Below are 24,586 nucleotides of genomic sequence, written 5' to 3' on the forward strand. Positions count from 1 at the left end.
TTGAACGTCTTGCCCTCATAGGTCAGGTTCGCGGTGCCCGAATGGCGCGGATAACCGATCTCACCGGCATCATGGTTGATGTCACCAGTGCCGACTTGGGTCTGCAGCTTGTCGCGGTAGAAATAATTGACTGACAGGCCGACCGTGCCCGCATCTGTCAGGCCGACGCGGTCGAGCGGCAGGCGATAGGCGATGGTCGATTGCAGACCGGCCATCTCATAGGAGGCGGCGTTGAAATAGCCCTCACGGATGGTCGTGATCTGGCCATCGGCGCCGCGATCGAACGAGCCGCAGAACTGGTTGGGATAGCTAGCCGAATCATAGCAGGCGTTCAGGATCGAAGTCCCGTCGAGCGAAGTGATCGCGTCCTTTAGCGTGATGTTCACCCAGTCGACCGCAACCGACAGGCCGGGGATGAAGCGCGGCTGCGCGATCGCACCCACGGTCCAGCTATTGGCCTTTTCATTGCGCAGATCGGGGTTGCCCGCGATCGTCACCGGGATGGTGAAGTCGCTGAAGTTGGACGTGAAGTTCGCCGGATTGATCCCGGCGGCAACGCAATTCGCGCGGCGCGTGGCGGGGTTGGGGCCGCTGCCGACATAGCGCGTGTCGCAAGGGTCGTTGCCGCTGTCGAAGGCGCGCGAAGTGGGGTTGAACACCTCGGTGATGGCGGGCGAACGGATCGAGCGGGTGAAGTTGCCGCGGAAGGTCAGCCCTTGGAAGAAGCCGATACGGCCACCCGCCGTCCAGGTCACGTCACCGCCCGACAGCGAGTTGTCGACATAACGCGCCGCACCGTCGAACTCGAGCGTCTTGAGCCAGCTCAGCTCGTTCTTGCTCGACACGAAGGGTACGACGACTTCGCCGAACACTTCGTTGGTGTGGAACTTGCCGCGGACCGGGTCGATCGGGATCGTGCGGCCATACTGGACGCGGCTGCCGTCCGCCTGGGGCTCACCATAGTAGAAAGCGCCCGGATCGAACTGCGTCTTCTCCTCGCGATGCTCATAGCCCAGCGACAGCGACACGTCGTTGCCGAATAGCTGGAAGACCGGGCCGTTGATATTGGCGTTGAACACCAGTTGCTCATTGGCCGAACGCGGGGTGGCGATCGCGAAGATATAATTGCGTGCGGCCTGGCTGGCCTGACCGACCCCGAAGATGTTGAGCGGGGCGCAGCCGCCGCCACCGATCGACGGGATGGTCGCATTCACCACGCCCGGGCGGCAGGTGATGTTGCCCGAGGCATCGCGCACCGCGTCGATCGCGTTGGCGAAATTCTGCTGGATCAACTCGAAGTTGCGGCCGTTGGTGATCGACTTGCCATAGACGGCCGAGGCCTCCCACTTGAAGTCGCGACCCAGCAGCGGCACTGTGCCGTCGAAGCCGCCGACGAAACGATAGGTCTCGACGGTTGCCTCGGCGCGGCCCGTGGTCAGATCGGCCAGCGCGCGGCCGACATAGAACTGGTTCTGGCCGGCGGGCAGATTGGCCGCGATCGTCGTGCGGTCGGTGGCCGACAGATACGGGTTGTCGAGGCTGATCAGCAGATTGCCATCGGCGGTGCCGGCGTCGTCGAACAGCGCCGTGTTGTAATTGGGCTGATCGATCAGGTTCACGCCCTTGCTGCGGACGTACCAGGCCTCACCGAAGAAGCGGATTCGGTCGCTGATCTGATAGCTCGCCTGCGCGTTGGCGACATAGCGTTCGGAATTCGTCAGCAGGTTCGACTGGAGCGGCAGGTTATAACCGTTGCCGCCGCTGCTGATATAGCCCTGGCGCATCGGGGTGCCGAGGTCGAGCGGAACCAGCGTACCGTTGGGCCCGAACTGCAGAAGCTGCCCGGCCGCGTTGCGGATGCCCGAACGGCTGGCGAGGAAGTCATCCGCGCTGAACGGCACGCCACCGATGGTGAACGCGCTGTAGCGCTGCGCCGGATAGAGAACGCGCTGGAAATCGCCCGGCGTCGCGGGCGTGCCGAAGAAGTAGCCGGCGGCGGTGATGTCACGGTCGGCGGCGGTCAGACCGGTGACGCGGTTATATTCGCCCGAGAGGGTGATGTTGCCGCGACCGTCGGCAAAGTTCTTGCCGGCCAGCACGCTCAACCGCTGATCGGGGGCGTCGCCAAGCTGCGAAACGCCCGCCTGGCCTTCGAGCTGAAGCCCTTCATAGTTGCGCTTCAGGATGATGTTGACGGTGCCCGCGATCGCATCCGAACCATAGATCGGCGCGCCCCCGATGGCGACGGTCTCGACCCGCTCGACCAGCGTGGTCGGGATGTTGTTCAGGTCGACCTGCGTACCGGCCGACACGGGGCCGAAGATGCTGGCGGTATTCGACGACACGAAGCGGCGGCCATTGACCAGCACCAGCGTACGCTGCGTGCCGAGACCGAAAAAGTCGACGAAGGTCTGCGCCGGGCCGAAGGACGACTGCGCGCCGACGCCGCTATTACCGGGAGGGCCGAAAGCGGGGATTTCGCTCAGCACCTGGCCGACATTGGTATAGCCGCGATTTTCGATCTGCGCGGCACCGACGACCTGGGTGGGCTGCAGCGTCTCGAACTCGGGGCGGGCGATGCGCGAGCCGGTGACGACGACGTCCTGGCCACTGCCCGCATCCTGCACCGCGGTGCCGTCCTGGCTGGTCGTGGTCGTCTCGGTCGTCGTACTGCCCTCCGGCGTGGTGGGCGGCAGCGTCTGTGCAAAAGCGGGGCCGGCCATAGCGAGAAGCGCGATGACGCTCACGTCACGAAGGGAGCGCGTGCGCAGCAGATGAGACATGATAAGCTTACCCCTGAATTTTTAATGTTTATTCTCAGGGGCTATTCGAGTGATGACGATGGGGTCAATCAAAGCGTCATGAGCGCTGTCATTTCTTCGTCACGGAGGCGCAAGGGCAACAATGTAGATTAATTATCTAGGTTTATTGCAGCAAAGCGTATTAGCTGAGCCCCGCTCCGTCATCGCTTCCCAGCCAAATGACAGAGCAAGGCCATGAAGCGAGTGCGTACCCGACGCACCTGCCCCTGGTTAGCCGATGGCTTCCAGCACCGCCGCGCGCAGTTCGGCGATCCCCATGCCGCCCTCGCTGGAGGTCGCCAGAATGTCCGGATGCGCGGCGGGGCGCTTGCGGGCTTCCACCTCGGTCCGGGCGACGACGTCGGCGAGCTCGGTCGCCTTCACCTTGTCCGCCTTGGTAAGGACGATGCGATAGCTGACTGCGGCCCGGTCTAGCATCTCCAGGATCTCACGATCCACTTCCTTGATGCCATGACGCGAGTCGATCAGCACCAGTGCGCGCTTCAGCGCCTGCCGCCCGCGCAGAAAGTCGTTCACTAGGAACCGCCACTGCTTGACCATGTCCTTGGGCGCCTTGGCAAAGCCATAGCCTGGCATGTCGACCAGCCGCAGCGTCGGCGGATTGCCCACGTCGAAGAAGTTCAGCTCCTGCGTCCGCCCCGGCGTGTTCGAGGTGCGCGCGAGGCCATTGCGGTTGGTCAGCGCGTTGAGCAGCGACGACTTGCCGACATTGGACCGCCCCGCCACCGCGATTTCCGGCACGATGGGGTCGGGCAGGAATTTCAGCGCGGGCGCAGACTTCAGGAAGGTAACGGGCCCGGCGAACAGCTTGCGCGCCGCCTCGACCAGTTCCTCCGAAAAGCCTTGCGGCTCTTCGGAAGGGAGCGCGGGAGGAAGCTCGCTCATTTGACCGCCGGCTGCTTCAGGCCCGGATGGCGGGCGTAGAGCAGACGCTGCTGCAGGATCGAGATGCAGTTGGTCGTGATCCAGTAGACCTGCAGGCCGACCGCAAACGGCGCCATCACGAACATCAGCACCCAGGGCAGGATCGCGAAGACCTGCTTCTGTGCGTCATCCATCGGCTGCGGGTTCATCTTGAACTGGAAGTACATCGAGATGCCCAGCAAGATCGGCACCACGCCGATCGCGATGAAGTGCGGCGGGGTGAAGGGCAGCAGGCCGAACAGGTTGACCGGGGTCAACGGATCGGGCGCGGACAGATCCTTGATCCAGGCGACGAAGGGCTGGTGCCGCATTTCGATCGTCAGCATCAGCACCTTGTACAGCGCATAAAAGATCGGAATTTGGATCAGCGTCGGCAGACAGCCAGCCAGCGGATTGACCTTCTCCTGCTTGTAGAGGGCCATGACCTCCTGCTGCATCCGGACCTTGTCGTCCTTGTAGCGTTCCTGCAGCGCCTTCATCTTGGGCTGCACCGCGCGCATCGCCGCCATCGAGGCGAACTGGCGCTGGGCGATCGGGAACATCAGCGCGCGGATGGTGACGGTCAGCAGGATGATCGCGACGCCGAAATTGCCGACCAGGCGGAACAGCCAGTCGAGATAATAGAAGATCGGCTTTTCGAGGACGCGCAGATACCCCCAGTCGAGCGCGTAATCGAGCTTTGTCGCGCCTTCCTTGTCGGTATAGCGGTCGAGCAGCGCGACTTCCTTGGCGCCCGCGAAGAAGCGGGTGGTCTGCGTCACCTGACGGCCGGGCGCCAGCGTCTGCGGCTGAAGCGTATAATCGGCCTGATAGGTCTGGCCCGCGCCGGCGCGGAACTGGCCGTCGAACGCCTTGGACTGATCGGGGATCAGCGTCGCCAGCCAATATTTGTCGGTGAAGCCCAGCCAGCCGCCGGTGGTGGTGAAGCGGGTCGGCGCCTTGTCCAGGTCCTTCCAGTTGGGGCCGTAATGCGCGGTGCCGTCATTGACCGACATCGGGCCGACATGGATCGTCCAGCTATCGGGATCGGCCGAAATGCCGCGATTGACATAACCATAGGCTGCAACCGGCACCGGCGCATTGCCGCCATTGGCCACCGTCTGCTGGACGGTGAACATATAGTCCTTGTCGACCGACAGGGTGATCTGGAAACGCTGACCCGTCGCATTGGCGGCGGTCAGCGTCACCGGCTGGCCGGGCCGCAGCACGGGCGCGCTGGCGGTCCAGACGGTGTCCGCGGCGGGCGGGTTCAGCCCGTCGGTGCGCCAGCCGAAGCCGGCGAAATAGGCGCCCTCGGCGCCGGCCGGCGACAACAGGCGGATCGGCGGCGAATCCTTGGCGACGGTTTCCTTATAATCGAGCAGGACAAGATCATCGATCCGCGCGCCCTTAAGGTTGATCGACCCCTTCAGACGCGGCGTGTCGATCGCCACGCGCGGGGTTTCGGCCAGAACGACGCGGCGATCGCGGATCGCCGAGGGCGTCGTGGCGGTCGGATTCGCGGTAGAATTGGCCACCGGCACCTGCTTGCCGTCGACGATCTTCGTCGCGGGCGGGTTGCTCGGGAAGAACTTGCTCTGGATGAGCGGCCATCCGAACAGGATCAGCGCCGCGATCACCGCGAACACGACGAAATTCTTGCGGTCTTCGTTCACGTCGAAACCCCAGTTATGTCAGGGCACCGGGTCGGGTCCGTGCCCGCCCCAGGGATGGCACCGCGCAATGCGCTTGAGCGCCAACCAGCCCCCTTTGACCGCGCCATAGCGGCCAATGGCCTCTATTGCATAGGCCGAACAGGACGGTTGATAGCGACATGTGGGCGGTAAAATAAGCGAGGGGCCAAGTTGCCAGCCCCGCGCGATGAGAATCAAAAGCCGCGCGATCACGATCGTGCGGGCTCTTGAGGGGGCGTGGCGGGCGGGCGATGCGCGCCGCCCCGGGGGCCGCGCCCCTTGCCCCGACCATGATGGACGCGCGGCTCGCGCGGACGCTGGTCGGCGGCGGTTTCGGGCGAGGCCGCCCGAGCCAGTGCCTTGGCCAGTTCGGCGGTAAGCGCCTGATAGTCGCGCTCGATGCCGCCCTGCCGGCCGATCAGGACATGGTCCGCGCCGGTGATTCCCTTGGTCGGCAACAGATCGCGCGCGAGCGCCCGCATCCGGCGTTTCATCCGGTTGCGGACGACCGCGTTGCCGATCTTCTTGGTGACGGTGAAGCCGACTCGCATGGCGGCATCACCGTCATCCCGCGGGCGTACCTGCAGCACGAAGCCGGGCATCGCCACGCGTCGCCCGCCATTGGCCGCGAGGAAATCGCGGCGGCGGGTCAGTGTCGTGATTACGCCGACAGCTTCTTGCGGCCGCGCGCGCGACGCGCCCGGATCACCGCACGGCCGCCCGGCGTGGCCATCCGCGCACGGAAGCCGTGACGGCGAGCGCGCACCAGATTGCTCGGCTGAAAGGTCCGCTTCATCGTTCATTCCTTGGATACGTCTGAATAAAAACGGCCGCCACGAGGACGGCCTTGGTGGCAAGCCGCTTACGCAAAGCGGGCTTTCAAGTCAATCGGGTGAACAGTTTTGGAGTCCGACCATCTGCCCCTTGCGGGGCGGAGGCTTCCTTTGCAGGAGGGATAGGCGGGCAGGGAGAGCCCGTACAGGGGGAAATCTATGGCGACGATCGTGTCCACGGTGGCCTATCTGGGGCTGGAGGCGCGTGCCGTCGAAGTGCAGGTGCAGTTGATCGCAGGGTTGCCAGCCTTCAACCTGGTCGGGTTGGCGGACAAAGCGGTGGGCGAGAGCCGTGAGCGGGTGCGTGCCGCCATCGCGGCCATGGGCCTGGCGCTGCCACCCAAGCGGATCGCGGTCAATCTGTCGCCCGCCGACCTGCCCAAGGAAGGGTCGCATTTCGACCTGCCGATCGCGCTCGCTCTGCTGGCGGCGATGGGGGTGATCGATGCCGAACTGTTGGCCGATCATGTCGTGGTGGGCGAACTGGCTCTGGACGGACGGATCGGACCATCACCGGGCGTGCTGCTGGCCGCGATCCATGCCGGCTCGCTCGACAAGGGGCTGATCTGCCCGGCCGCGCAAGGGGCGGAGGCGAGCTGGGCGGGTGGCGGCTCGGTCGTTGCGGCACCGGACCTGTTGTCGCTGATCAATCATCTGAAAGGCCATTCGGTCCTGCCGCTACCCGAAGCCGGGATCGTCGAGAGCGGCGCCACGGGGCCTGACCTGTCGCAGGTCAAGGGCCAGGAAAATGCCCGGCGTGCGCTGGAGATCGCAGCGGCTGGATCACATAATCTGCTGATGAGTGGTCCACCCGGATCGGGCAAGTCGCTGATGGCCGCCTGCCTGCCCGGCATCCTGCCACCGCTCGACGCGGCCGAGGCGCTGGAGGTCTCGATGGTCCAGTCGGTGGCGGGAACGCTGACGGGCGGGCGATTGACGCGCACCCGGCCGTTCCGCGCGCCGCATCACTCGGCCTCGATGGCGGCCCTGACCGGTGGCGGGCTGAAGGCACGGCCCGGCGAGGTCAGCCTGGCGCATATGGGCGTCCTCTTCCTCGACGAACTGCCGGAGTTTCAACGCGCGGTCCTCGATTCGCTGCGCCAGCCGCTGGAGACGGGCACGGTCAGCATCGCTCGCGCCAATGCGCATGTGACCTTCCCGGCGCGCGTCCAGTTGGTCGCGGCGATGAACCCGTGCCGCTGCGGCCATCTGGGCGACGCCGCGCTCGCCTGTGCACGAGCCCCGCGCTGCGCCGCCGATTATCAGGCGAAGATTTCGGGACCGCTGCTCGATCGAATCGATTTGGCGGTGGAAGTGCAGCCCGTCCGTGCGGTCGACCTGTTCGCGCCGGCTGCCGCCGAATCGTCGGCTATGGTTGCAGAGCGAGTCGCAGCGGCTCGTGCGCTCCAGACCGATCGCTATCGCGACTCGCCGGTCACGGTTCGTACCAACGCCGAAGCCGATGGCGTCTTGCTGGAAACCCATGCCGCACCGGATGCGCCGGGGCGGGCGTTGCTGGTCGAGGCGGCCGAGCGGATGCGCCTGACCGCGCGCGGCTATACCCGTGTCCTGCGGGTGGCGCGGACCATCGCCGATCTGGCGGGTGCCGAACAGGTGGGGCGCATCCATATCGCCGAGGCCCTGAGCTATCGCCAACGGCCGCCAACGAACTGACCATCGGATGGAGCAAGCCGTACATGGCCCATAACAACGGTAGCAGCCATTCGCGATATGTCGCCCGGTGGCTTGCTGGCATGGCCCTGATGTTGGCAGGACCGCCGCTGACGTGGCTGGCGATCCTGTGGTCGAACCCGGTCGCCTCCGGTCTGCGGAATCCGGCTTTCGCTTATGGTCTCGCCGTCCTGGCGGCGGCACCGGGGATGATCGGTCTGTCATGGCTCCCGCTGCGGCGAAGCTCCAAATGGCTGATCCTGCCGCTCTATCTGGTTGCGGTTGCGTTCGTGCTGGCCATCACGCTTGTCTATTTCATCTGCATCGCGAGGCATGATTGTCCCTGACGCCCGACAATCGGCGCTTGCACAGCGGACCACCCTCGTCTAGCAGCGCCTCTTCGCTGCCCCTGTGGCGAAATTGGTAGACGCATTCGACTCAAAATCGAACGCCGCAAGGCATGCTGGTTCGAGTCCGGCCAGGGGCACCACACTTGTAAAATTAAGATCGTAGAGGACGGTGCTGGGCACCTTCATGGTGCCCCGAGGACGCCCGCGCCCCGGTTTGAACTTGACTTGTTGGAAAATGTTGCCCTTATGTTCCGGCCGCAACGGAGCGGCGCGCCATCATGAACATCAACGTAGGCAAGCAACAGCGTGCGTTCGGTCACTGGCTGAGGACGGGGCGTCTTCCCACAGTTAGGTTGGCCAACGGAACCGAAATCAAGTTCAATCCCTACCACGATCCCCGCAACGGGCAGTTCACTTTCGCTCCGGGCGGAGCGTCAAGCAGTGGCAGGATTTCGGCCCGATCTGCGAATGTCCGCCCGCGGAACTCGCCGCTCCCCCCTGGCCCCCGCAATAACAGTTGCTGGACAGACGGGAGTTCGTCGGGCCTCCACCTATCCAACCACGCCGGCAATCGGACAGCCCTTTGAAGCGCAACTTGCGGCGTCTCCGCAAAGACCGGTCGTTGGGCGGGGTGGGAACACCCGGGCCTTTGAGGACGCCATGACCTTGGAACAGTCGTTCCCAGGACTTCGCGACTCGCCCGGCGGCGTGGTGGCCGCAGTGGCTGACGACCTTTTCGATCTCGCCGGCCCCGCAGACGCGATGACCGTGGAGGTGCTGCAAAATCAAACGCGGCAGCTTTCAGCGCAATAAAGGCGATCGATCCTGCCTGGCATTACGACGCGATCGTGCCGGCTGACGCGCTCGGTAATCGGATCGAAACGATACATGGTTTGACAGCGAAAGGTAAACGATCTGCGTTTTCAACGCGCTGCAGTCACGGCGCGCGTGACGGGCGATTATGGGCCGCTTCAGGTGGAGACGCTCCGATGCGCGGGTCAACGATGTGGCGTTTGACGTAACCCTGACCCGCAAGACGCTGAGCACACCGCAAGTTCGAGGATTTTTCGACACGGATTTCCGTCCGAGCCGCGTGGTCATCATCCGCTCACGCCAGCTCGAAGCCGATCACACCTATGCTATTCCTCGTCCAAAGACGAAACGATGAGCAGACCGAACCCCTACTTCAATCCCAAGCCTTACATCCCGGCAACGCTGAGCGAGATCATGACCTGCTGGGATCGATGGTCCTATTCGCTCCGACGTTCGTGGATCCCCTTGGCGACTTTCCTAATCGCAACATCGACAGTGAGTTCCTCATCCTCACCGGAGGATTCGAGATCATTCGCAAGAAGCTGGGCGAGGAGCGCTTTGCGTTGCTGATGGACTTGGCCGTGCGGGCCAAGGAGCTTTTCGCGGCCGATCAGGACGACACCAACGGGAAGACGGACGAGGGTCGTGCGTTGCTGTTCGAGATGGAGGACGTGCTGAAGGACGTTCGCGACCGGCGCGTCCGAGAGAAGCTGCCGGACGATGAGGGCGAGGTCACCGGCGACTGACCGCAATTTCCAATGATTTAAGTGCCTGGATGTTTCCCCTGTTCTGTCTTGATGTGGATGGCAGGGTATCCGCGCCATTCGGGCACCGCGAACCTGACCTATGAGGGCAAGACGTTCAAGATCCTGTTCCAGGGCCAGTATACCGGCAAGGTGAAGTTCAACCTGCGCTTCATCGTCGACAACGTCTTCAACGCCTCGGCGCCCTTCCCGGCGCTGTCGGTAACGGGCGGCACCCGCCCCTATTATCCGGGGCTGATCGGCCGCTTCTTCCGCGTGGTGGCGACTGCCCGCTTCTGATCCCATCCGCTGGAAGCATTCGCGACCTGAAACAGAAAGCCCATCCGGTTCCCGCCGGGTGGGTTTTTCTTTGCCCGGTTGCGGGGGACGCATGGGGCGGTTACCCCCTGTCGCCATGAAGCTGATCATCGGTAACAAGGCCTATTCCTCTTGGTCCCTGCGTGGCTGGCTCGCCTGTCGCCAGTCGGGGCTGCCGTTCGAGGAGGTGGTCGTGCCGCTCTATGACGAGGATTGGGACAAAAGGCGCGAGGGGGCCGAATTCGCGCCATCCTCGGGCAAGGTGCCGATCCTGTGGGATGGCGAGGCGGTGGTGTGGGACAGCCTCGCCATCATCGACTATCTCGCCGACAAGGTCAGCCGCGACCTTTTCTGGCCCGAGGATGACGCCGCACGCGCCATGGCCCGCTCGATGGCGGCCGAGATGCATTCCAGCTTCGTCGCGCTGCGCCGCAAGCACAGCATGAATATCCGCCAGACTTATCCGGCGCAGACGCCCGATGACGATGTGATCGTCGACCTGAAGCGGATCATGGAGCTCTGGGCGCAGGCTCGGGCGCGCTTTGGCGGGGACGGCGATTTCCTGTTCGGCCAGTTTGGGGCGGCCGATATCATGTTCGCGCCGGTCGTGACGCGGATCGTCACCTATCAGCTGCCCGTCGCGCGCTTCGCCCTGCCCTATATGGATGCGGTCCTGCGCCACCCCTTCATGCAGGATTGGATCGCGGCTGCGCAGGAAGAGGAATGGGTGATCGAGCGGTTCGAGCAGCCGGTGGGGTGATTTTTTCAAAGCTCACACAGTCAGGCTTCGCCCTCGACTGCGCTCCGGCTGAACGGATGTTTGAAATTGCCCCACCCTCCGCGACATCTTCCTCGCTCCGTTCAGCCTGAGCGAAGTCGAGCCCCGCGGGCCAGCGCCTAGACTTCGCCCGGAATGAACGGCGGTTGGGTGATTTATCGCGCCGCCGGGGGCACCTCATTCAACGGCGCGCGCTGGTCCGCCGCCGGTTCGGCGACGCGCGTGGAAAAGGTGTAGAGCAGCACCGCCGCGATCCCCACCGCGATGACCAGCCACATCAGCAATCGTCCGCCCGCCTTATGGCCCTTATGATCGGGGTCGTTCATCGCATTACTCCTGTTACGAACGCAGGAACGATGCCGGACCGTCTAGGGTCCGTAACCGCGATCAATCGGCCGATTGCTCATTGCCGGACGGCCGCTTATGCGCGGGACCATGACCGATGCCCTCTCCCTGGCCCAGGCCCTGATCCGCGCCGACAGCGTCACCCCCGCACACGGCGGCGTTTTCGACGTGCTGGAGGCCGCGCTGACCCCGCTCGGCTTCACGATTGATCGGTTCGTCGTCGGTGAGGCGCCGGACGGTCCGGTTGAAAATCTGCTCGCCACCCGGGCCGGCCGAGGCACGCATCTCGCCTTTGCCGGCCATGTCGATGTCGTGCCCGCCGGCGAGGGGTGGCAGGGTTCGCCTTTCTCGGGCGAGGTGCGCGACGGCCTGCTCTTCGGGCGCGGCGCAGTGGATATGAAGGGCGCGGTCGCCGCCTTCGTCGCCGCGATCCCGGCCGAGCCTGGCATCCCCTTGTCGCTGATCATCACCGGCGATGAGGAAGGCCCCGCCATTTACGGCACTCGCGCGCTGATCGATCGGATAGCGGAGCGTGGCGTCGCCCCCGACCTGTGCCTGGTCGGCGAGCCCACCTCCGCGCACCGGCTGGGCGATATGATGAAGATCGGGCGGCGCGGGTCGGTCAATATCTGGATCACCGTGCCGGGCCGACAGGGGCATGTCGCCTATCCGCATCTCGCCGACAATCCGATCACGCCGCTGATCGCGATCCTGGCGGAGATCGAGGGGGTTACACTCGACACCGGCAATGCCTGGTTCCAGCCGTCCAATATCGAGATCACCGACCTGCATGTCGGCAACCCGGCGCATAATGTCATTCCGGGCTCGGCGCAGGCGCGGCTGTCGATCCGTTTCAACGACGAGCAGCGTGGCGATGCACTGATCGAGCGGATCACCCGGATCGCGCAGGCGCATGCCCCGGCTGCGCAGGTGACCGGCCGCGTCTCGGGCGAGGCGTTCTTGACCCAGCCGGGCGCCTTCTCGGCGATGATCGCCGACGCTATCCGAGCCGAGACCGGCATCGCGCCCGAACTGTCGACCACCGGCGGCACCTCCGACGCACGGTTCCTGTCGAAGCTGTGCCCGACGGTCGAATTCGGGTTGCTCAATGCCACGATGCACAAGGTCGATGAAGCGGTGGCGGTCGAAGACCTCTATGCACTCACCCGCATCTATGCCGGGATCATCGCTCGCGCGGGCGCCTGAAGACGATATAGAGCGCGCCCTGCCCGCCATGGCGCGGATGGGCATTGCGGATCGCCGCGATCGAATCGGCATGACGCGAAGCGCCCAGCCAGTCGCTGATCGCCGCGCGGATCGCACCGCGCGCATGGGGGCGCTCGCTCTCGGGACGCGGCGGCTTACCCGTCACCAGCAGCAGCACCCGGTCGCCGCGCGTGATCGCCCTGCCCAGCCCCTGGTCGAGCATCGCGTGGGCCGAGGCCAGCGTATGGCCATGTAGGTCGAGCGAACTGTCGGGCATCACGCTACCGCGCGACAGCCTCTTGTCCCAACCGCCGTCGAGTGTCTCTCCGGGCCCCTTCTTCGGGGCGGCCGGCGGGAGCGCGGACTGACGCAGCGGCGGCACGCGGCCCTTGACCCGAACCTTGGGCGCGCCGGGCGTTTCGATGTGCGGCAGCAATTCGGCGGGCGGCGGTGCGGGGCGCGCAGGGACGATGGCGGCGCGCAGAGGCCGCACCGTCTCCATCACCCGCGCCCAGAGTTGCGCCTCGTCAGGGTTGAGGGATCGCACCGACCGTCCCGCCCGGAGCCACGATCCCGGCCCGCGCCAGCGTGCCGATAGGCAGCAGCAGGAAGGCCGTGCCCCGTGCCGACATGCCGCCCGCCACCGCGCGCGCGGTCTCGCCCGCGCCCCAGAAGGTGTCGAAGCGATTGGCGCCCTTGATCGCGCCGCCGGTATCCTGCGCGACCCACAGGCCGGTCGCATCCTGCCGATCCATCGACAGGAAGACGGGCGCCCCCAGCGGCACGAACTTGGGATCGGCAGCGGCGCTGACCTGCCCCGTCACCGCATAGCCCATCGCCCCTTGCGGGGGACCGTCGAGCTCGCGGAAGAAGACGAAGCTCTTATTCTCGCGCATGATCGCGCGGCCTTCCTCGGGATGACCGTGCAGCCAGGCAACGATCCCCTGCATCGAGGTCTGGCCCGGGCCGAGCAACCCGCGTGCCTTCATCAAGGCGCCGATGCCAGTATAATCGCGGCCATTCTGCGTGTCATAGCCGACCCGCATGATGTCGCCGCCGGGCAGGCGCAACCGCCCCGAACCCTGGATCTGGAGGAAGAACACTTCCACCGGGTCCGCGCCCCAGGCCAGAACCGGCGCCCGCCCCTGCAAAGAACCCTGCTCGATCGCGGTACGATCGTCATAGGGGACGAGATTGGTACCCTGTACCTTGCCCCGGACCTTCTTGCCCTTAAGGGCGGCCGAGAAAGCGCCAAGGTCGACATCGATCAGGTCGCGGGGGCGTGCGTAGATCGGGACTTCATAGCCCGAACGCCGGTCGCGCGAGCCGGCAATCTCCGGCTCATAATAGCCGGTGGCCAGCGAACGGCCATCGCCGACCTGAATCGCCTCGAAATAACGGGCGAAGAAGTCACGCGCACCGCCGCGCGGTACATTGGCGGCGGCCTGACACGCCGCCTGCCAATCGGCACCCTGGGTCAGCCCGCTGCTGTCGGTGCGTCGCATCAGACCGGGGCAGGACAAAAGGAAAGCCGCACGCGCCGCCTCCGCCTGCGGCTCGGTAATCGGCAGGGATGCGACCGGAGGGCCAGCCAATATGCCGGCCTGCGCTGCGGTGGTGGCACCGGCGGGCGGGATGACCGGCGTTGCCGGCAGTGGCGTCGCGGGAATGATCTGGACCGGGCCGGGACCGACGCGCGAGACACTGAGCCCGCTGGGCTGAACCGCCGGAGCGTTGGAATGAGGACGAGACGATGTCGGGGCACCGGACGGTCTGGACGGATATTCCCCTGACCCACCGGGCGGAACGATATGGCCGGCGCACGCCGCCAGGCTCATCGATAGCGCGACCGTCGCCGCAGCGCGAAACCCCCTCACCGTCCGCATTCCCCCGCCTTTTCGTCAGGCTTCGTCGGTATCGACGAGCTTCCAGTTCGGATCGCCGCTCTTCAGCGTCCGGGCGAAGGTCCAGATGTCATGGGTTTCGACCGCATCGCTGAGTGAGCCGGCAATAACCTGACCCTCGGCGTCGCGGGTGACGGCCACGATGTCGGCATCGAAGCGAACGGTGATGCGCGCATCGCGACCCGCCAGCTGCGAATCGACGATCTTGGCGCTGTCGACGCGGATCAGCCGGTTGTCGAGCGTCTCGCCCGCTTCCTGCCGCTGCGCGATAGCTTCGGCGAAGGCGCCGAGCACATCGGTATCGACCAGTTCGGCCAGCGCCTGCTCGTCGCCCTTCCAAAAGGCTTCCAGCGTCATGCGATAGGCCGATTGCGCGCCACCCAGGAACTGGTTGACGTCGAATCCCGGTTCACCGGCGATGATCGCGCGCAAGCCTTGCTCGGCCCGAGGATCGATGTTGCGGTTGGCGACGGGCGCCGGGCTCTGTGCCGGCTCCGCCGCGCGCGGCAGCACCACCGGGCGGGCGCGGTCATCCGCGCTGCGCGGCAGCGGCTGCTGCTCATGGCCCGTACGCTTGCCCAGCACGCTGTACAGCCTCAGCGCCAGGAACAGCGCAACCATCGCGAGAAGAACGACGTAGAATAACAACGCGGCAAGCCTTTCGATATCAAGACCGATATAGGCGCAGCGACCGACAATGAAAACCCGGCCGCCCGATAGAGGTGGGCAAGGTTGAATCCCTGTCGACCCGCTGCTACGCGCAACGGCCATTAGGCCGAACGCGCGGACCCGCCCTTTCGGTTCCCTAGCCCCCTTGATGCTATACGAGAAGGTATTGACGATGGACGAACAGGGTTTGCCGCAGGGCTTCGAAGCGCCGGCCGGTGACGATGCCGGCCCCGCCGCCGGCATGATCTCGCAATATGTGAAGGACCTGTCGTTCGAGAATCCGAACGCGCCGGCCATCTACCAGGCGCAGACCGCACCCGGCATCGACGTGCAGTTCAACATCTCGGCCGCCCAGGTCGGTGAGGAAGTCCACGAACTAGTCCTGAAGATCGAGGTTCGCGCCGAGTCCGAGGGCAAGACCGCCTTCATCGTCGACCTCAGCTATGCCGGCCTGTTCGGCTTCCGCAACGTGCCGACCGACCAGATCCAGCCCTTCATGCTGGGCGAAGCGCCGCGCCTGCTCTTCCCCTTCGCCCGCCGCGTGCTGGCCGATGCGGTGCGCGACGGCGGCTTCCCGCCGCTGATGCTCGAGCCGATCGACTTCGCGCAGCTGTATCTGCAGCAGGCGGATGCGCAGGCGGGCGCGCAGCCCAACACCCCGGAAACCGGCCACGCCTGATCCGGGCTGATCCATGAACCTGCACAAGGCGCTGGGCTCGGTCGGCGGGCTGACTCTGGCCAGCCGCGTGCTGGGGCTGGTACGCGACTCGCTGTTCTTCCGCTTCGTGGGCGCGAACTTCGCCTCCGACGCATTCCAGATCGCGTTTCGCCTGCCCAACATGTTTCGCGCCCTCTTCGCCGAGGGCGCCTTTTCCGCCGCCTTCATCCCGATGTTCAACCGCAAGGTGGCGGAGGGCGATCAGGCGGCGGAAGGGTCGGGCCTGCAACACGGTCTGGCCTTTGCGGAAAACGCGCTGTCGGTCCTGCTGCCGGTCCTGATCGTCATGACCGCGCTGGTCGAGCTGGCCGCCTGGCCCGTCACCTGGGTCCAGACCTTCGGCTATGGCAAGGGGACGGCGGCGCAGTTCGACTATATCGTCCTGCTCAACCGGCTGACCTTCCCCTATTTGCTGTTCATCAGCCTGGTGTCGCTGCTCGGCGGCATCCTCAACTCGCTCCATCGCTTCTGGGTCAATGCGGCGGCGCCGATCCTGCTCAACCTGACGCTGATCGTCGCGCTGCTCCTGTTCCACGAGCATGACCCGCTGCCCACCGCACGCAACCAGGCGATCGCGGTGTCGGTGGCGGGGTTGCTCCAGCTCGCCTGGCTCTGGTGGGCATGCCGGCGCGCGGGCGTTCGGCTGCGGATCAAGCGCCCGACGATCAATGACGACGTCAAGCGGCTGATGAAGCTGATCCTCCCCGCTGCTGCGGGTGCCGGCGCGGTGCAGATCAACCTCGTCATCTCCACCGCGCTCGCCGCGCGTTTCCTGCCGGCTGGATCGGTGTCGTACATCTATGCCGCCGACCGGCTGAACCAGTTGCCGCTGGGCCTGATCGGGATTGGTCTGGGCACCGTTCTCCTTCCCACCGTCTCGCGCCTGCTGGGCGCGGGACGCGAGAAAGAGGCGATGGAGACGCAGAATCGCGGCATGGAGCTGGCGCTGCTGCTTACCCTGCCCGCGACCGTCGCGCTGATCGTCTGCGGCCAGGTTATTACCGCCGCGCTGTTCCAGCATGGCAAGTTCAACGCGACCAACAGCTATTATACGGCGCAGGCGCTCGCCGCCTTCTCGATCGGGCTGCCCAGCTATATCTTGGTCAAGGTGCTGACGCCGGGCTTCTATGCCCGCGCCGACACGCGCACGCCGGTGCGGTTCGCCACCTGGTCGATGGTCGTCAATCTAGTACTGAACCTGATCTTCATCTGGTGGCTGGGCCATATGGGCCCGCCGCTGGCCACGGCGATCGCCTCGACCGTCAACGTCGTGATGCTCTACCGCACGCTGGCGAAGCGCGGGCATTTCGTCGCCGATGCACAGCTTCGCCGGCGGAGCTGGCGGATGCTGGTCGCCGCGCTCCTGATGGGGGGCGCGATGGCGCTGCTCAACGAACGGTTCCAGCCCTATGTCACTGGCTCCAACCTGGAACGCTGGGGCGCGCTCATCATACTGGTAGCGACCGGCATGCTGGTCTATGCGGTGGCCACCTTCGCGACCGGGGCCTTCCGGCTGGCGGACATCAAGCGGCTCGTTCGCCGCAACCCTTGAGGATCATCATGCGCGTCGTTTCCGGCATCAAGCCCACAGGCAATCTTCATCTCGGCAATTATCTGGGCGCCGTGAAGCAGTGGGTGGCGATGCAGGACGACATCCAGGCCAAGGGTGGCGAGACGATGTACTTCATCGCCGACCTGCACGGCCTGACCGAATGGATCGCGCCCGCCGACATGGCCGCGAACACCATCGAGATGACCGCGACCCTGATTGCGGCCGGGATCGATCCCGAACGCTCCATCCTGTTCAACCAGACCCGCGTGCCGCAGCATAGCGAGCTGAGCTGGCTGCTGAACAATGTCGCGCGCGTCGGCTGGCTGAACCGCATGACCCAATTCAAGGACAAGGCCGGCAAGAACCGCGAGGGCGCCAGCGTCGGGCTGTATGATTACCCGGTGCTGATGGCGGCCGACGTGCTACTCTACAACGCCACGCATGTGCCGGTGGGCGAGGACCAGAAGCAGCATCTGGAGCTGGCCCGCGACATCGCGACCAAGTTCAACAACGATTATGGGCGCGAGGTCTTCACCCTCCCCGAGCCCCTGATCAGCGCCGCCGCACCGCGCATCATGTCTTTGCGCGACGGCACCTCGAAAATGTCCAAGTCGAACCCCTCGGAGATGTCGCTGGTCAAGCTGATCGACGGCGACGACATGATCGCCGAGAAGTTCCGCAAGGCCAAGACCGACCCGGACGTCCTGCCCGAGACGATGGAGGGACTGGAAGGCCGGGCCGAGGCGCGCAACCTGATCACCATCTATGCCGCGATGGCCGATCGGGCACCGGCGGACGTGCTGGCACAGTTTGCGGGCAAGGGCTTTGGTGCGTTCAAGCCCGAATTGGCCGATCTGGCGGTCGCCACGCTGGGCCCGATCCGCGAGCGGCTGACCCGCCTGCTCGACGATCGCGGCGAGGTAGGCCGCATCCTGGAGCGCGGCGCCGAAAAGGCCCGCGATCTGGCCGCGCCGATGCTGCTCAACGTGCAGCGGACCATGGGTCTGCAAATCTGATGGCCCCCGGCCCCATCACCCGCATCATGGTGATGGGGCCACCGGGCAGCGGAAAATCGACGCTGGCACGGGCTCTGGCCGAGCGGCTGGACCTGCCCGTCTGGCATGCAGACGCGCTGTTCCACGGCCCCGGCTGGGTCGCACGCCCCCGCGACGCCTTTATCGCCGATCTGGCCGCCATCGCCGCCCAGTCCGAGTGGGTGATCGACGGCAATTACTCCAGCGCGCATTATGGCCGCGCGATCCGTGATCGGCTGGCGCGGGCGGAGCGGATCATCCTACTCGACCTGCCGCGTCGGGTGACGATCCCACGCATCCTGCAGCGTGTGGCGCGCTATCACGGGCTACAGCGTCCCGACAGTGCCGCGGGATGCCCGGAACGGCTGGATTGGGAGTTCCTGGCCTATTGCTGGCGCTGGCGGTCTGCGGTGCGGCCGGGGATATTACGGGTGCTGGAAGAGGCGCAGGACCGGGTGATCCGCTATCAGCAGCCGCCGACGCTCGAACGGATTTTGGCCGACTTGAGTTGAACCTTTCCCCGTGGCCTTCGACTTCGTTCAGGCTGAACGAATGTAGGGAATGAGGCTTACCTCAACGGCCGTTCGGCCTGAGCGAAGTCGAAGGCCACGCCCCAACTCCGCCCAAGAGCGCCTTAGCCCTCCAGTTCCTTCATCAACACCCGCACCGCATTGTCGATATCGCGGTCGGTATCGCGAAGTTCCTCGATCTTACGCACCGCATAGATGACGGTCGAGTGATCGCGCCCGCCGAACTTGCGCCCGATCTCAGGCAGCGAGCGGGTGGTCAGGCGCTTGGCGAGATACATGGCGATCTGACGCGGCCGCGCGATCGCCCGGGCCCGGCGTGCCGAGACCAGATCGAGCGGCTTCAGCTCGAAATGACGGCTGACCAGCTTCTGGATCTCGTCGATGGTGATCCGCCGCTGCGCCCCGCGCAGCACCTCGCCCAGCGTGGCGACGGCGAATTCCAGATCGATCTTTTCACCCGTTAGCTGTGCATAGGCGACGACACGGTTGAGCGCCCCCTCCAGCTCGCGGATATTGCCGCGAATGCGCGAGGCGAGCAGGTCCAGCACGTCGTTGGGCACGACGATATCGGGCAGGTCGGAGACCTTGCGGTTCAGGATCGTACGACGCAGCGTCAGGTCGGGCGCCTTGATGTCGGCGACCAGACCGGCACCGAGGCGACCGATGATGCGCGGCTCCACTCCGTCGAGCGACTGGGGCGAACGATCGGCCGAGATCACTAGCCGCTTGCCCGCGCTGACCAGCTCATTGACGGTGTGGAAGAATTCTTCCTGCGTCGAATCCTTGCCCGCGATGAACTGCAGATCGTCGATCAGCAGCAGGTCGGCCGAACGCAGCCGCGTCTTGAAGCTATGCGTGTCGCGGGCCCGCATCGCCGCGACGAAGTCGAACATGAACCGCTCCGCCGACATGCACAGCACCACCGCCTCGGGATGCGACTCGAGGAAGGCATGGGCGATGGCGTGCATCAGATGGGTCTTGCCCTGCCCGGTGCCGCCATGAAGAAAAAGTGGGCTAAAGCGCGGCAGGCCCGGCTCGGCCAGCGACAGCGCGGCGTTGAACGCGACGCGGTTTGACGAATCGACGACGAATCGATCGAAGGTCAGGCGCGGGTCGAGCGGCGGCCGGTCGCTGGCGCTCCGCAGCGGCACGGCCGGCACAGGCGCGACACTTGCGACCTTTGCGGCACGTGTCGCCGGAGCGGGCGCCGGTGCAGGGCGAGCCGGCTTGGCTGGCGTCGGCACGGCGAAGAGCGAAGGCTGATCGTCCGACTCGACCGGCTCGGGCGACACCTCGACCCGCGACACCGCCGCGCGCGGGGCCGGTGTCGCGTCCAGCGTCTCGACACTGGTCAGCTTGGCCGCCCGCGAGGGCGCACGGGTTTCGATCATGACGGCGCGCACCTCGGGCAACACCGCCTTGAATTCCAGATGCAGGCGATCGGCGTAGTGGCTGCGCACCCAATTGGTCGCAAAGGCCGAAGGAAGCGCCAGGCGGACCGTGTCGGGCTCATCGCCCTCGATCAGTTCCATCGGCTTCAGCCACTGGTCGAACAGGCGGGCCCCTGCCGATTCGCGCAGGTTCGCGCGGACGCGCGCCCAGGCACGAGCCTGGTCCGACGTCGGTCGCGTTGCCTGCCAATTCGTCACCCGCGCACTCCACACTGCTCGGCCGCCGCATGAGCGACCGACCCCCAATTCCACTCGGCGACAAGAGCCCCATGGGCCAATCCGACTTGGATTCGGCCCGGTCATGTCACTTCGCTATTTCCATGACGCGGTCACGAAGCACCGCTGCTGGGAAACCGATTATGAGCCATGAGGGGGTCTGATCAAGACCATGTCCGGCCATAAATCTGAAATAAACTGGATTGACAGGCAAAAGCCCGCAGAAACCCGTACAACAATCTTACAAGTTACTGATATTCCAGCATATTAAGGATAATGCACCAAAGGCGCACGAATTCACCCACGCTCGAATCGCGGTGAATCCTAGGGTTGCACGACGGGCACATTTGTTCCGTCGCTTCGTCACATCGACGAAGCTTAACCCATGCCACAAAGACACGAAAAAACCCGCCGGGGCCGTCCCCCGGCGGGCTTCATTCGTCGCTGATAGAGGCGTTTAGGCCAGCGCGGCGATGCGCTTGGTCAGGCGCGAGAACTTGCGCGCCACGGTGTTCTTGTGGAGCACGCCCTTGGCGACGCCGCGCGCCATTTCGGGCTGCGCCGCGGCCAGAGCGACGGTCGCCGTTTCCTTGTCGCCAGCGGCCAGCGCGGCTTCGACCTTCTTTACGAAGGTACGGATGCGGCTGACGCGGTTGCCGTTGATGACGGCGCGACGCTCGTTGCGACGGATACGCTTTTTGGCCTGCGGCGTGTTCGCCATGAAAACCTCTAAATCTCGATCAAAAGGGATAGCGGCGCGACGCACCAGCTTTGAAGCCGCGCCCCTTACCGGTTGGCGGCGGCGCCGTCAACTGCGCTGACAGCTCGCACAGTAGAAGGTGGAGCGTCCCGAATCACTCCGGCGCCGGACGATGGCGCCGCATTCGCACGCCTCGCCCTCGCGGCCATAAACTCGCCACTCCTTGGAAAAATAGCCCAATTCACCATCGGGGCGCACATAATCGCGCAACGACGATCCGCCCGCCAGGATCGCGGCGTTCAGTACGGCCCGAATCGCCTCGACCAACCGGGTCAGCCGCGCCTTGGAAATCTGCCCGCCGGCGCGGCCGGGGGCGATGCCGGCCATATGCAGCGCCTCGCAGACATAGATATTGCCGAGTCCCGCCACGATCCGCTGGTCGAGCAGCATCGCCTTGATCGGCGCGGCCCGTCCCTCCAGCCGCTCCATCAGATAGGCGGCGTTGAAGTCTTCGCTCAACGGCTCGGGCCCCATCGCCAGGAATGGCGGATAGCTGGCGAGATCGGCGGTCGACCAGAGATCGACGAACCCGAATCGGCGCGGATCGTTCAGCGCCAGCCGCCGCCCCGCCTCCGTCTCCAGCAAGAGATGATCATGGGTCTGCGGCTCGCCCGGATCGATCCGCCACCGCCCCGACATGCCCAGATGGAAGATCATGGTATCGCCACGATCGGTATCGATCAGCCCATATTTGGCGCGGCGACCCAGGCTGGTCACCCGAGCGCCCGTCATCCGCTGGCGCAGATCGGCGGGAAAGGGATGGCGCAGATCGGCGCGGCGCGGCTCGACCAGCATCAGCCGCTCATTGGCCAGCACGGGGGTCAGGCCGCGAACGGTGGTTTCGACCTCGGGCAGTTCGGGCATCGTCTCTCGGGCAATCACTCGCGAAAGCCCGGCGATCGGCGCTTTCTCAGCATCAACAGCTAGGTAGCGTTTGCCCCGCCAGCAAGGCCGGGCTAGGGCAAAGCGATGAGCGATACCGTCTCCTTCGGCTATGAAGATGTGCCCCGCGATGAGAAGGCCGCCCGCGTCGGCGGCGTCTTCACCAACGTCGCTTCCAAATATGACCTGATGAACGACGCCATGTCGGGCGGCATGCACCGGTTATGGAAGGATCGCTTCGTCCGCCGGGTGAAGCCGCGCGCCAGCGACCAGATTCTCGACATGGCGGGCGGCACCGGCGACATCGCCTTCCGCCTGGCCGAGTCAGGCGCGAGCATCACCGTCGCCGACATCAATCCGGCGATGCTGGAAGTCGGCACGAAGCGCGCGGCAGAACGCGGGCTCGACGGCCTGGTCTGGACCGAGGCCAATGCCGAAGTGCTGACCTTCCCCGATCGATTCTTCGACGCCTATACGATCGCCTTCGGCATCCGGAACGTCACCGATATTCCCGCCGCGCTGAAGGAAGCGCATCGTGTGCTGCGCCGCGGCGGGCGCTTCTTCTGCCTGGAATTCTCGACCACCGTCTGGCCGGGTTTCTCCGAGGTCTACGACGCCTATTCGCACAAGCTGGTGCCCAAGCTCGGCCAGATGCTGGCGGGGGACGCGGACAGCTATCGCTATCTCATCGAATCGATCCGTCGCTTCCCCGACATGCCGACCTTCGAAAAGATGATCCGCGAGGCGGGCTTCATCGAAACCAAGGTCGAGCCGATCATGGGCGGGCTGGTCGCGATCCATTCGGGTTGGAAGATTTGATGCGAGCGGCCTTGCGCGGCCATCACGGACGCGCCCTGTGACCCAGCCGGTGGTGCATCTCTGGCGTCTGCTCAAATGGGGGCGGACGCTGGCGCGGCATGGCGCGCTGAAGGGGATCGAGCGCGATCCCAATACGCCCGCCCCCGTACGGCGGCTGGCGCGTATCGCCCGTTTCGGCGCACGTGTTCCCGCCAAGCCGGCCTATGCCGATGCCTTCCAGGCGATCGGTCCGGCGGCGATCAAGCTCGGCCAGACACTCGCCACCCGCCCCGATCTGGTCGGCGACGATGCCGCGTATGATCTGCTGCGGCTCCAGGACCAGCTGCCCCCCGTCCCCTTCGCGACGATCTGCGCCGCGATGGAGGCGAGCATGGGCCGCCCGCCCTCGCATTTCTTTGCCTCGATCGAGGAGACACCGGTCGGCGCCGCCTCGATCGCGCAGGTCCACCGCGCGGTGACGACCGATGGCCGGACGGTCGCGGTCAAGGTGCTGCGTCCCGGGGTGGAGGACGACTTCACCCGCGCTATCGACACCTATCAATGGGCCGCCGCGCAGGTCGAGGGGATGAGCCCCGAGGCCGCGCGCTTGCGCCCGCGCCTGACGGTCGAGAATTTCCGCCGCTGGACGCTGCGCGAGCTCAATTTCCGTCGCGAAGCGGCCTCAGCCTCCGAACTCGCCGAGGCGATGACCGCCGAGCCGGATTTCGTCGTCCCGCAGATCGACTGGGCGCGTTCAACCGCCAAGGTGCTGACGGTCGAGTGGGTCGACGGGATCAAGCTGTCCAACCGCCAGGCTCTGGTCGAGGCGGGCTATGACCTGCCGCACCTCGCCCAGACTTTGGTGCGCGCCTTCCTGCGTCAGGCGATCGCGGAAGGATTCTTCCACGCCGACATGCACCAGGGCAATCTGTTCGCCCTGCCCGGCAACAAGATCGCCGCGATCGACTTCGGCATCATGGGCCGGATCGACCGGCGCGCGCGGGTCTGGCTGGCCGAGATTCTCTACGGCCTGATCACCGGCAATTATAAGCGCGTCGCGGAGATCCACTTCGAGGCGGGCTATGTGCCTGCACACCATAATGTCGCCGAGTTCGCCACCGCGCTGCGGGCGGTGGGCGAGCCGATGCGGGGACTGCCGGTCAAGGACATGTCAATCGGCATGATGCTCGACGGCCTGTTCTCAATCACCCGCGACTTCGACATGGTGACGCAGCCGCATCTGCTGCTGCTGCAAAAGACGATGGTGATGGTCGAGGGCGTCGCGACCAGCCTCGATCCCGAAATCAACCTGTGGGACTCGGCCGCCCCCTTCGTGCGCGAATGGATTCGGACCGAGCTGGGGCCCGAGGCCAAGATCGCCGACCGGTTGATCGAGGATGTGCGCACCATCGCCCGCCTGCCTGACCTCGTCCGCCGCATTGAGGCACGCTACCCCGCACCGGGTGGCGAGCCCCCCGCTCCGCCGCTCAAGCAGATCGAGGTGGTGCGGATCGGCGGCGGCTGGCGCTATGCGCTTCTGTCGATGCTGTCGGCGGCGGCCGGGGTGGCGGCAACCTTGGCCGTGCTTCGGTAGCA

The 24,586-nt window shown here is 65.4% G+C and carries 26 protein-coding genes and 1 tRNA gene; 14 read left to right on the forward strand and 13 right to left on the reverse strand.

Annotated features, from left to right (window positions below; translation table 11 throughout):
* The 6 genes from SP6_RS11400 to rpmH all read right to left on the reverse strand — a co-directional run.
* On the reverse strand, positions 1–2,783 hold a 2,783-nt coding region (locus SP6_RS11400; RefSeq protein WP_042469072.1), incomplete at its 3' end, for a TonB-dependent receptor plug domain-containing protein.
* A gap of 249 nt (positions 2,784–3,032) precedes the next feature.
* The gene (gene yihA / locus SP6_RS11405) at positions 3,033–3,707 is read right to left on the reverse strand and encodes a ribosome biogenesis GTP-binding protein YihA/YsxC (RefSeq protein ID WP_007404532.1); all 675 of its coding nucleotides are present in this window, start codon (positions 3,705–3,707) and stop codon (positions 3,033–3,035) included.
* Positions 3,704–5,401, reverse strand: a complete 1,698-nt coding sequence (gene yidC, locus SP6_RS11410) for a membrane protein insertase YidC (protein WP_007404624.1) — start codon at positions 5,399–5,401, stop codon at positions 3,704–3,706. Before yidC ends, yihA begins: the two co-directional genes overlap by 4 nt.
* Before the next feature lie 18 nt (positions 5,402–5,419).
* Complete coding sequence (yidD, locus tag SP6_RS20425; RefSeq protein ID WP_205396454.1) at positions 5,420–5,632, reverse strand: membrane protein insertion efficiency factor YidD; 213 nt, start codon at positions 5,630–5,632, stop codon at positions 5,420–5,422.
* Positions 5,629–6,021 (reverse strand): ribonuclease P protein component, encoded by a 393-nt coding sequence (rnpA, locus tag SP6_RS11415; protein WP_232093452.1) that lies wholly within the window; start codon positions 6,019–6,021, stop codon positions 5,629–5,631. Before rnpA ends, yidD begins: the two co-directional genes overlap by 4 nt.
* 59 nt (positions 6,022–6,080) lie before the next feature.
* The gene (gene rpmH / locus SP6_RS11420) at positions 6,081–6,215 is read right to left on the reverse strand and encodes a 50S ribosomal protein L34 (protein WP_007404632.1); all 135 of its coding nucleotides are present in this window, start codon (positions 6,213–6,215) and stop codon (positions 6,081–6,083) included.
* Between the two features lie 196 nt (positions 6,216–6,411).
* Between rpmH and SP6_RS11425 the strand changes: the two genes are divergently transcribed.
* From SP6_RS11425 to SP6_RS11450, 7 genes are all read left to right on the forward strand, one after another.
* Positions 6,412–7,926, forward strand: coding sequence for a YifB family Mg chelatase-like AAA ATPase (locus SP6_RS11425; RefSeq protein ID WP_007404587.1), 1,515 nt, complete (start codon positions 6,412–6,414; stop codon positions 7,924–7,926).
* A gap of 80 nt (positions 7,927–8,006) precedes the next feature.
* On the forward strand, positions 8,007–8,270 hold the full coding sequence (locus SP6_RS11430; protein WP_037568249.1) for a hypothetical protein: 264 nt from the start codon (positions 8,007–8,009) through the stop codon (positions 8,268–8,270).
* A gap of 58 nt (positions 8,271–8,328) precedes the next feature.
* A tRNA-Leu gene (locus SP6_RS11435) sits at positions 8,329–8,413 on the forward strand.
* Between the two features lie 520 nt (positions 8,414–8,933).
* Positions 8,934–9,086 (forward strand): hypothetical protein, encoded by a 153-nt coding sequence (locus SP6_RS21510; protein WP_007404489.1) that lies wholly within the window; start codon positions 8,934–8,936, stop codon positions 9,084–9,086.
* A 323-nt stretch (positions 9,087–9,409) separates the two neighbouring features.
* Complete coding sequence (locus SP6_RS11440) at positions 9,410–9,832, forward strand: hypothetical protein (protein WP_232093361.1); 423 nt, start codon at positions 9,410–9,412, stop codon at positions 9,830–9,832.
* A 57-nt stretch (positions 9,833–9,889) separates the two neighbouring features.
* Positions 9,890–10,129 carry a hypothetical protein gene (locus SP6_RS11445; protein ID WP_007404571.1) on the forward strand — a complete coding sequence of 80 codons (240 nt, stop codon included), beginning with the start codon at positions 9,890–9,892 and terminating at the stop codon, positions 10,127–10,129.
* Positions 10,130–10,244: 115 nt separating this feature from the next.
* A complete protein-coding gene (locus tag SP6_RS11450) occupies positions 10,245–10,907 on the forward strand; it encodes a glutathione S-transferase family protein (RefSeq protein WP_007404521.1) in 663 nt (220 codons plus the stop codon).
* Between the two features lie 173 nt (positions 10,908–11,080).
* Here SP6_RS11450 and SP6_RS20960 read toward each other — a convergent pair whose 3' ends face one another.
* Positions 11,081–11,251 carry a hypothetical protein gene (locus SP6_RS20960; RefSeq protein ID WP_007404518.1) on the reverse strand — a complete coding sequence of 57 codons (171 nt, stop codon included), beginning with the start codon at positions 11,249–11,251 and terminating at the stop codon, positions 11,081–11,083.
* A gap of 109 nt (positions 11,252–11,360) precedes the next feature.
* Here SP6_RS20960 and dapE point away from each other — a divergent pair, with 109 nt between their 5' ends.
* Positions 11,361–12,476, forward strand: a complete 1,116-nt coding sequence (dapE, locus tag SP6_RS11455; protein WP_007404543.1) for a succinyl-diaminopimelate desuccinylase — start codon at positions 11,361–11,363, stop codon at positions 12,474–12,476.
* On the opposite strand, the gene SP6_RS11460 is transcribed toward dapE, so the two are convergent.
* From SP6_RS11460 to SP6_RS11470, 3 genes are read right to left on the reverse strand one after another with little or no spacing between them, the layout of a single operon-like run.
* A complete protein-coding gene (locus SP6_RS11460; RefSeq protein WP_007404637.1) occupies positions 12,454–12,978 on the reverse strand; it encodes a Smr/MutS family protein in 525 nt (174 codons plus the stop codon). The genes dapE and SP6_RS11460 overlap by 23 nt on opposite strands.
* Before the next feature lie 25 nt (positions 12,979–13,003).
* Positions 13,004–14,362 carry a murein transglycosylase A gene (gene mltA / locus SP6_RS11465; protein ID WP_082052491.1) on the reverse strand — a complete coding sequence of 453 codons (1,359 nt, stop codon included), beginning with the start codon at positions 14,360–14,362 and terminating at the stop codon, positions 13,004–13,006.
* A 15-nt stretch (positions 14,363–14,377) separates the two neighbouring features.
* Entirely contained in the window at positions 14,378–15,028 is a 651-nt protein-coding gene (locus tag SP6_RS11470; RefSeq protein WP_227876599.1) for a Tim44/TimA family putative adaptor protein, read from the reverse strand.
* Positions 15,029–15,221: 193 nt separating this feature from the next.
* Here SP6_RS11470 and secB point away from each other — a divergent pair, with 193 nt between their 5' ends.
* Genes secB through SP6_RS11490 form a run of 4 tightly spaced genes read left to right on the forward strand, consistent with a single transcriptional unit; the run spans position 15,222 to position 18,865 of the window.
* Positions 15,222–15,728, forward strand: coding sequence for a protein-export chaperone SecB (secB, locus tag SP6_RS11475; RefSeq protein WP_007404501.1), 507 nt, complete (start codon positions 15,222–15,224; stop codon positions 15,726–15,728).
* 13 nt (positions 15,729–15,741) lie between these two features.
* Complete coding sequence (murJ, locus tag SP6_RS11480; RefSeq protein ID WP_007404491.1) at positions 15,742–17,319, forward strand: murein biosynthesis integral membrane protein MurJ; 1,578 nt, start codon at positions 15,742–15,744, stop codon at positions 17,317–17,319.
* 8 nt (positions 17,320–17,327) lie between these two features.
* Positions 17,328–18,335, forward strand: coding sequence for a tryptophan--tRNA ligase (gene trpS / locus SP6_RS11485; protein WP_007404507.1), 1,008 nt, complete (start codon positions 17,328–17,330; stop codon positions 18,333–18,335).
* Positions 18,335–18,865, forward strand: a complete 531-nt coding sequence (locus SP6_RS11490; RefSeq protein WP_007404493.1) for an AAA family ATPase — start codon at positions 18,335–18,337, stop codon at positions 18,863–18,865. The genes trpS and SP6_RS11490 overlap by 1 nt, the downstream gene beginning before the upstream one ends.
* Positions 18,866–18,987: 122 nt before the next feature.
* Here the strand turns inward: SP6_RS11490 and dnaA are convergent, their stop codons facing one another.
* The 3 genes from dnaA to mutM form a co-directional block, all read right to left on the reverse strand.
* The gene (dnaA, locus tag SP6_RS11495) at positions 18,988–20,532 is read right to left on the reverse strand and encodes a chromosomal replication initiator protein DnaA (protein ID WP_042469075.1); all 1,545 of its coding nucleotides are present in this window, start codon (positions 20,530–20,532) and stop codon (positions 18,988–18,990) included.
* A gap of 475 nt (positions 20,533–21,007) precedes the next feature.
* Positions 21,008–21,271: a 30S ribosomal protein S20 gene (rpsT, locus tag SP6_RS11500; RefSeq protein ID WP_007404699.1), complete on the reverse strand. Its 264-nt coding sequence runs from the start codon at positions 21,269–21,271 to the stop codon at positions 21,008–21,010.
* Positions 21,272–21,358: 87 nt separating this feature from the next.
* A complete protein-coding gene (gene mutM, locus SP6_RS11505) occupies positions 21,359–22,174 on the reverse strand; it encodes a bifunctional DNA-formamidopyrimidine glycosylase/DNA-(apurinic or apyrimidinic site) lyase (RefSeq protein WP_007404701.1) in 816 nt (271 codons plus the stop codon).
* 105 nt (positions 22,175–22,279) lie between these two features.
* On the opposite strand from mutM, the gene SP6_RS11510 reads away from it, so the two are divergent.
* Entirely contained in the window at positions 22,280–23,011 is a 732-nt protein-coding gene (locus SP6_RS11510; protein ID WP_007404550.1) for a class I SAM-dependent methyltransferase, read from the forward strand.
* A gap of 37 nt (positions 23,012–23,048) precedes the next feature.
* Positions 23,049–24,584: a 2-polyprenylphenol 6-hydroxylase gene (gene ubiB / locus SP6_RS11515; RefSeq protein WP_007404537.1), complete on the forward strand. Its 1,536-nt coding sequence runs from the start codon at positions 23,049–23,051 to the stop codon at positions 24,582–24,584.
* The last annotated feature ends 2 nt before the right edge of the window (positions 24,585–24,586 follow it).

It is taken from the genome of Sphingomonas paucimobilis NBRC 13935 (genome assembly GCF_000739895.2).
Lineage (GTDB): Bacteria > Pseudomonadota > Alphaproteobacteria > Sphingomonadales > Sphingomonadaceae > Sphingomonas > Sphingomonas paucimobilis.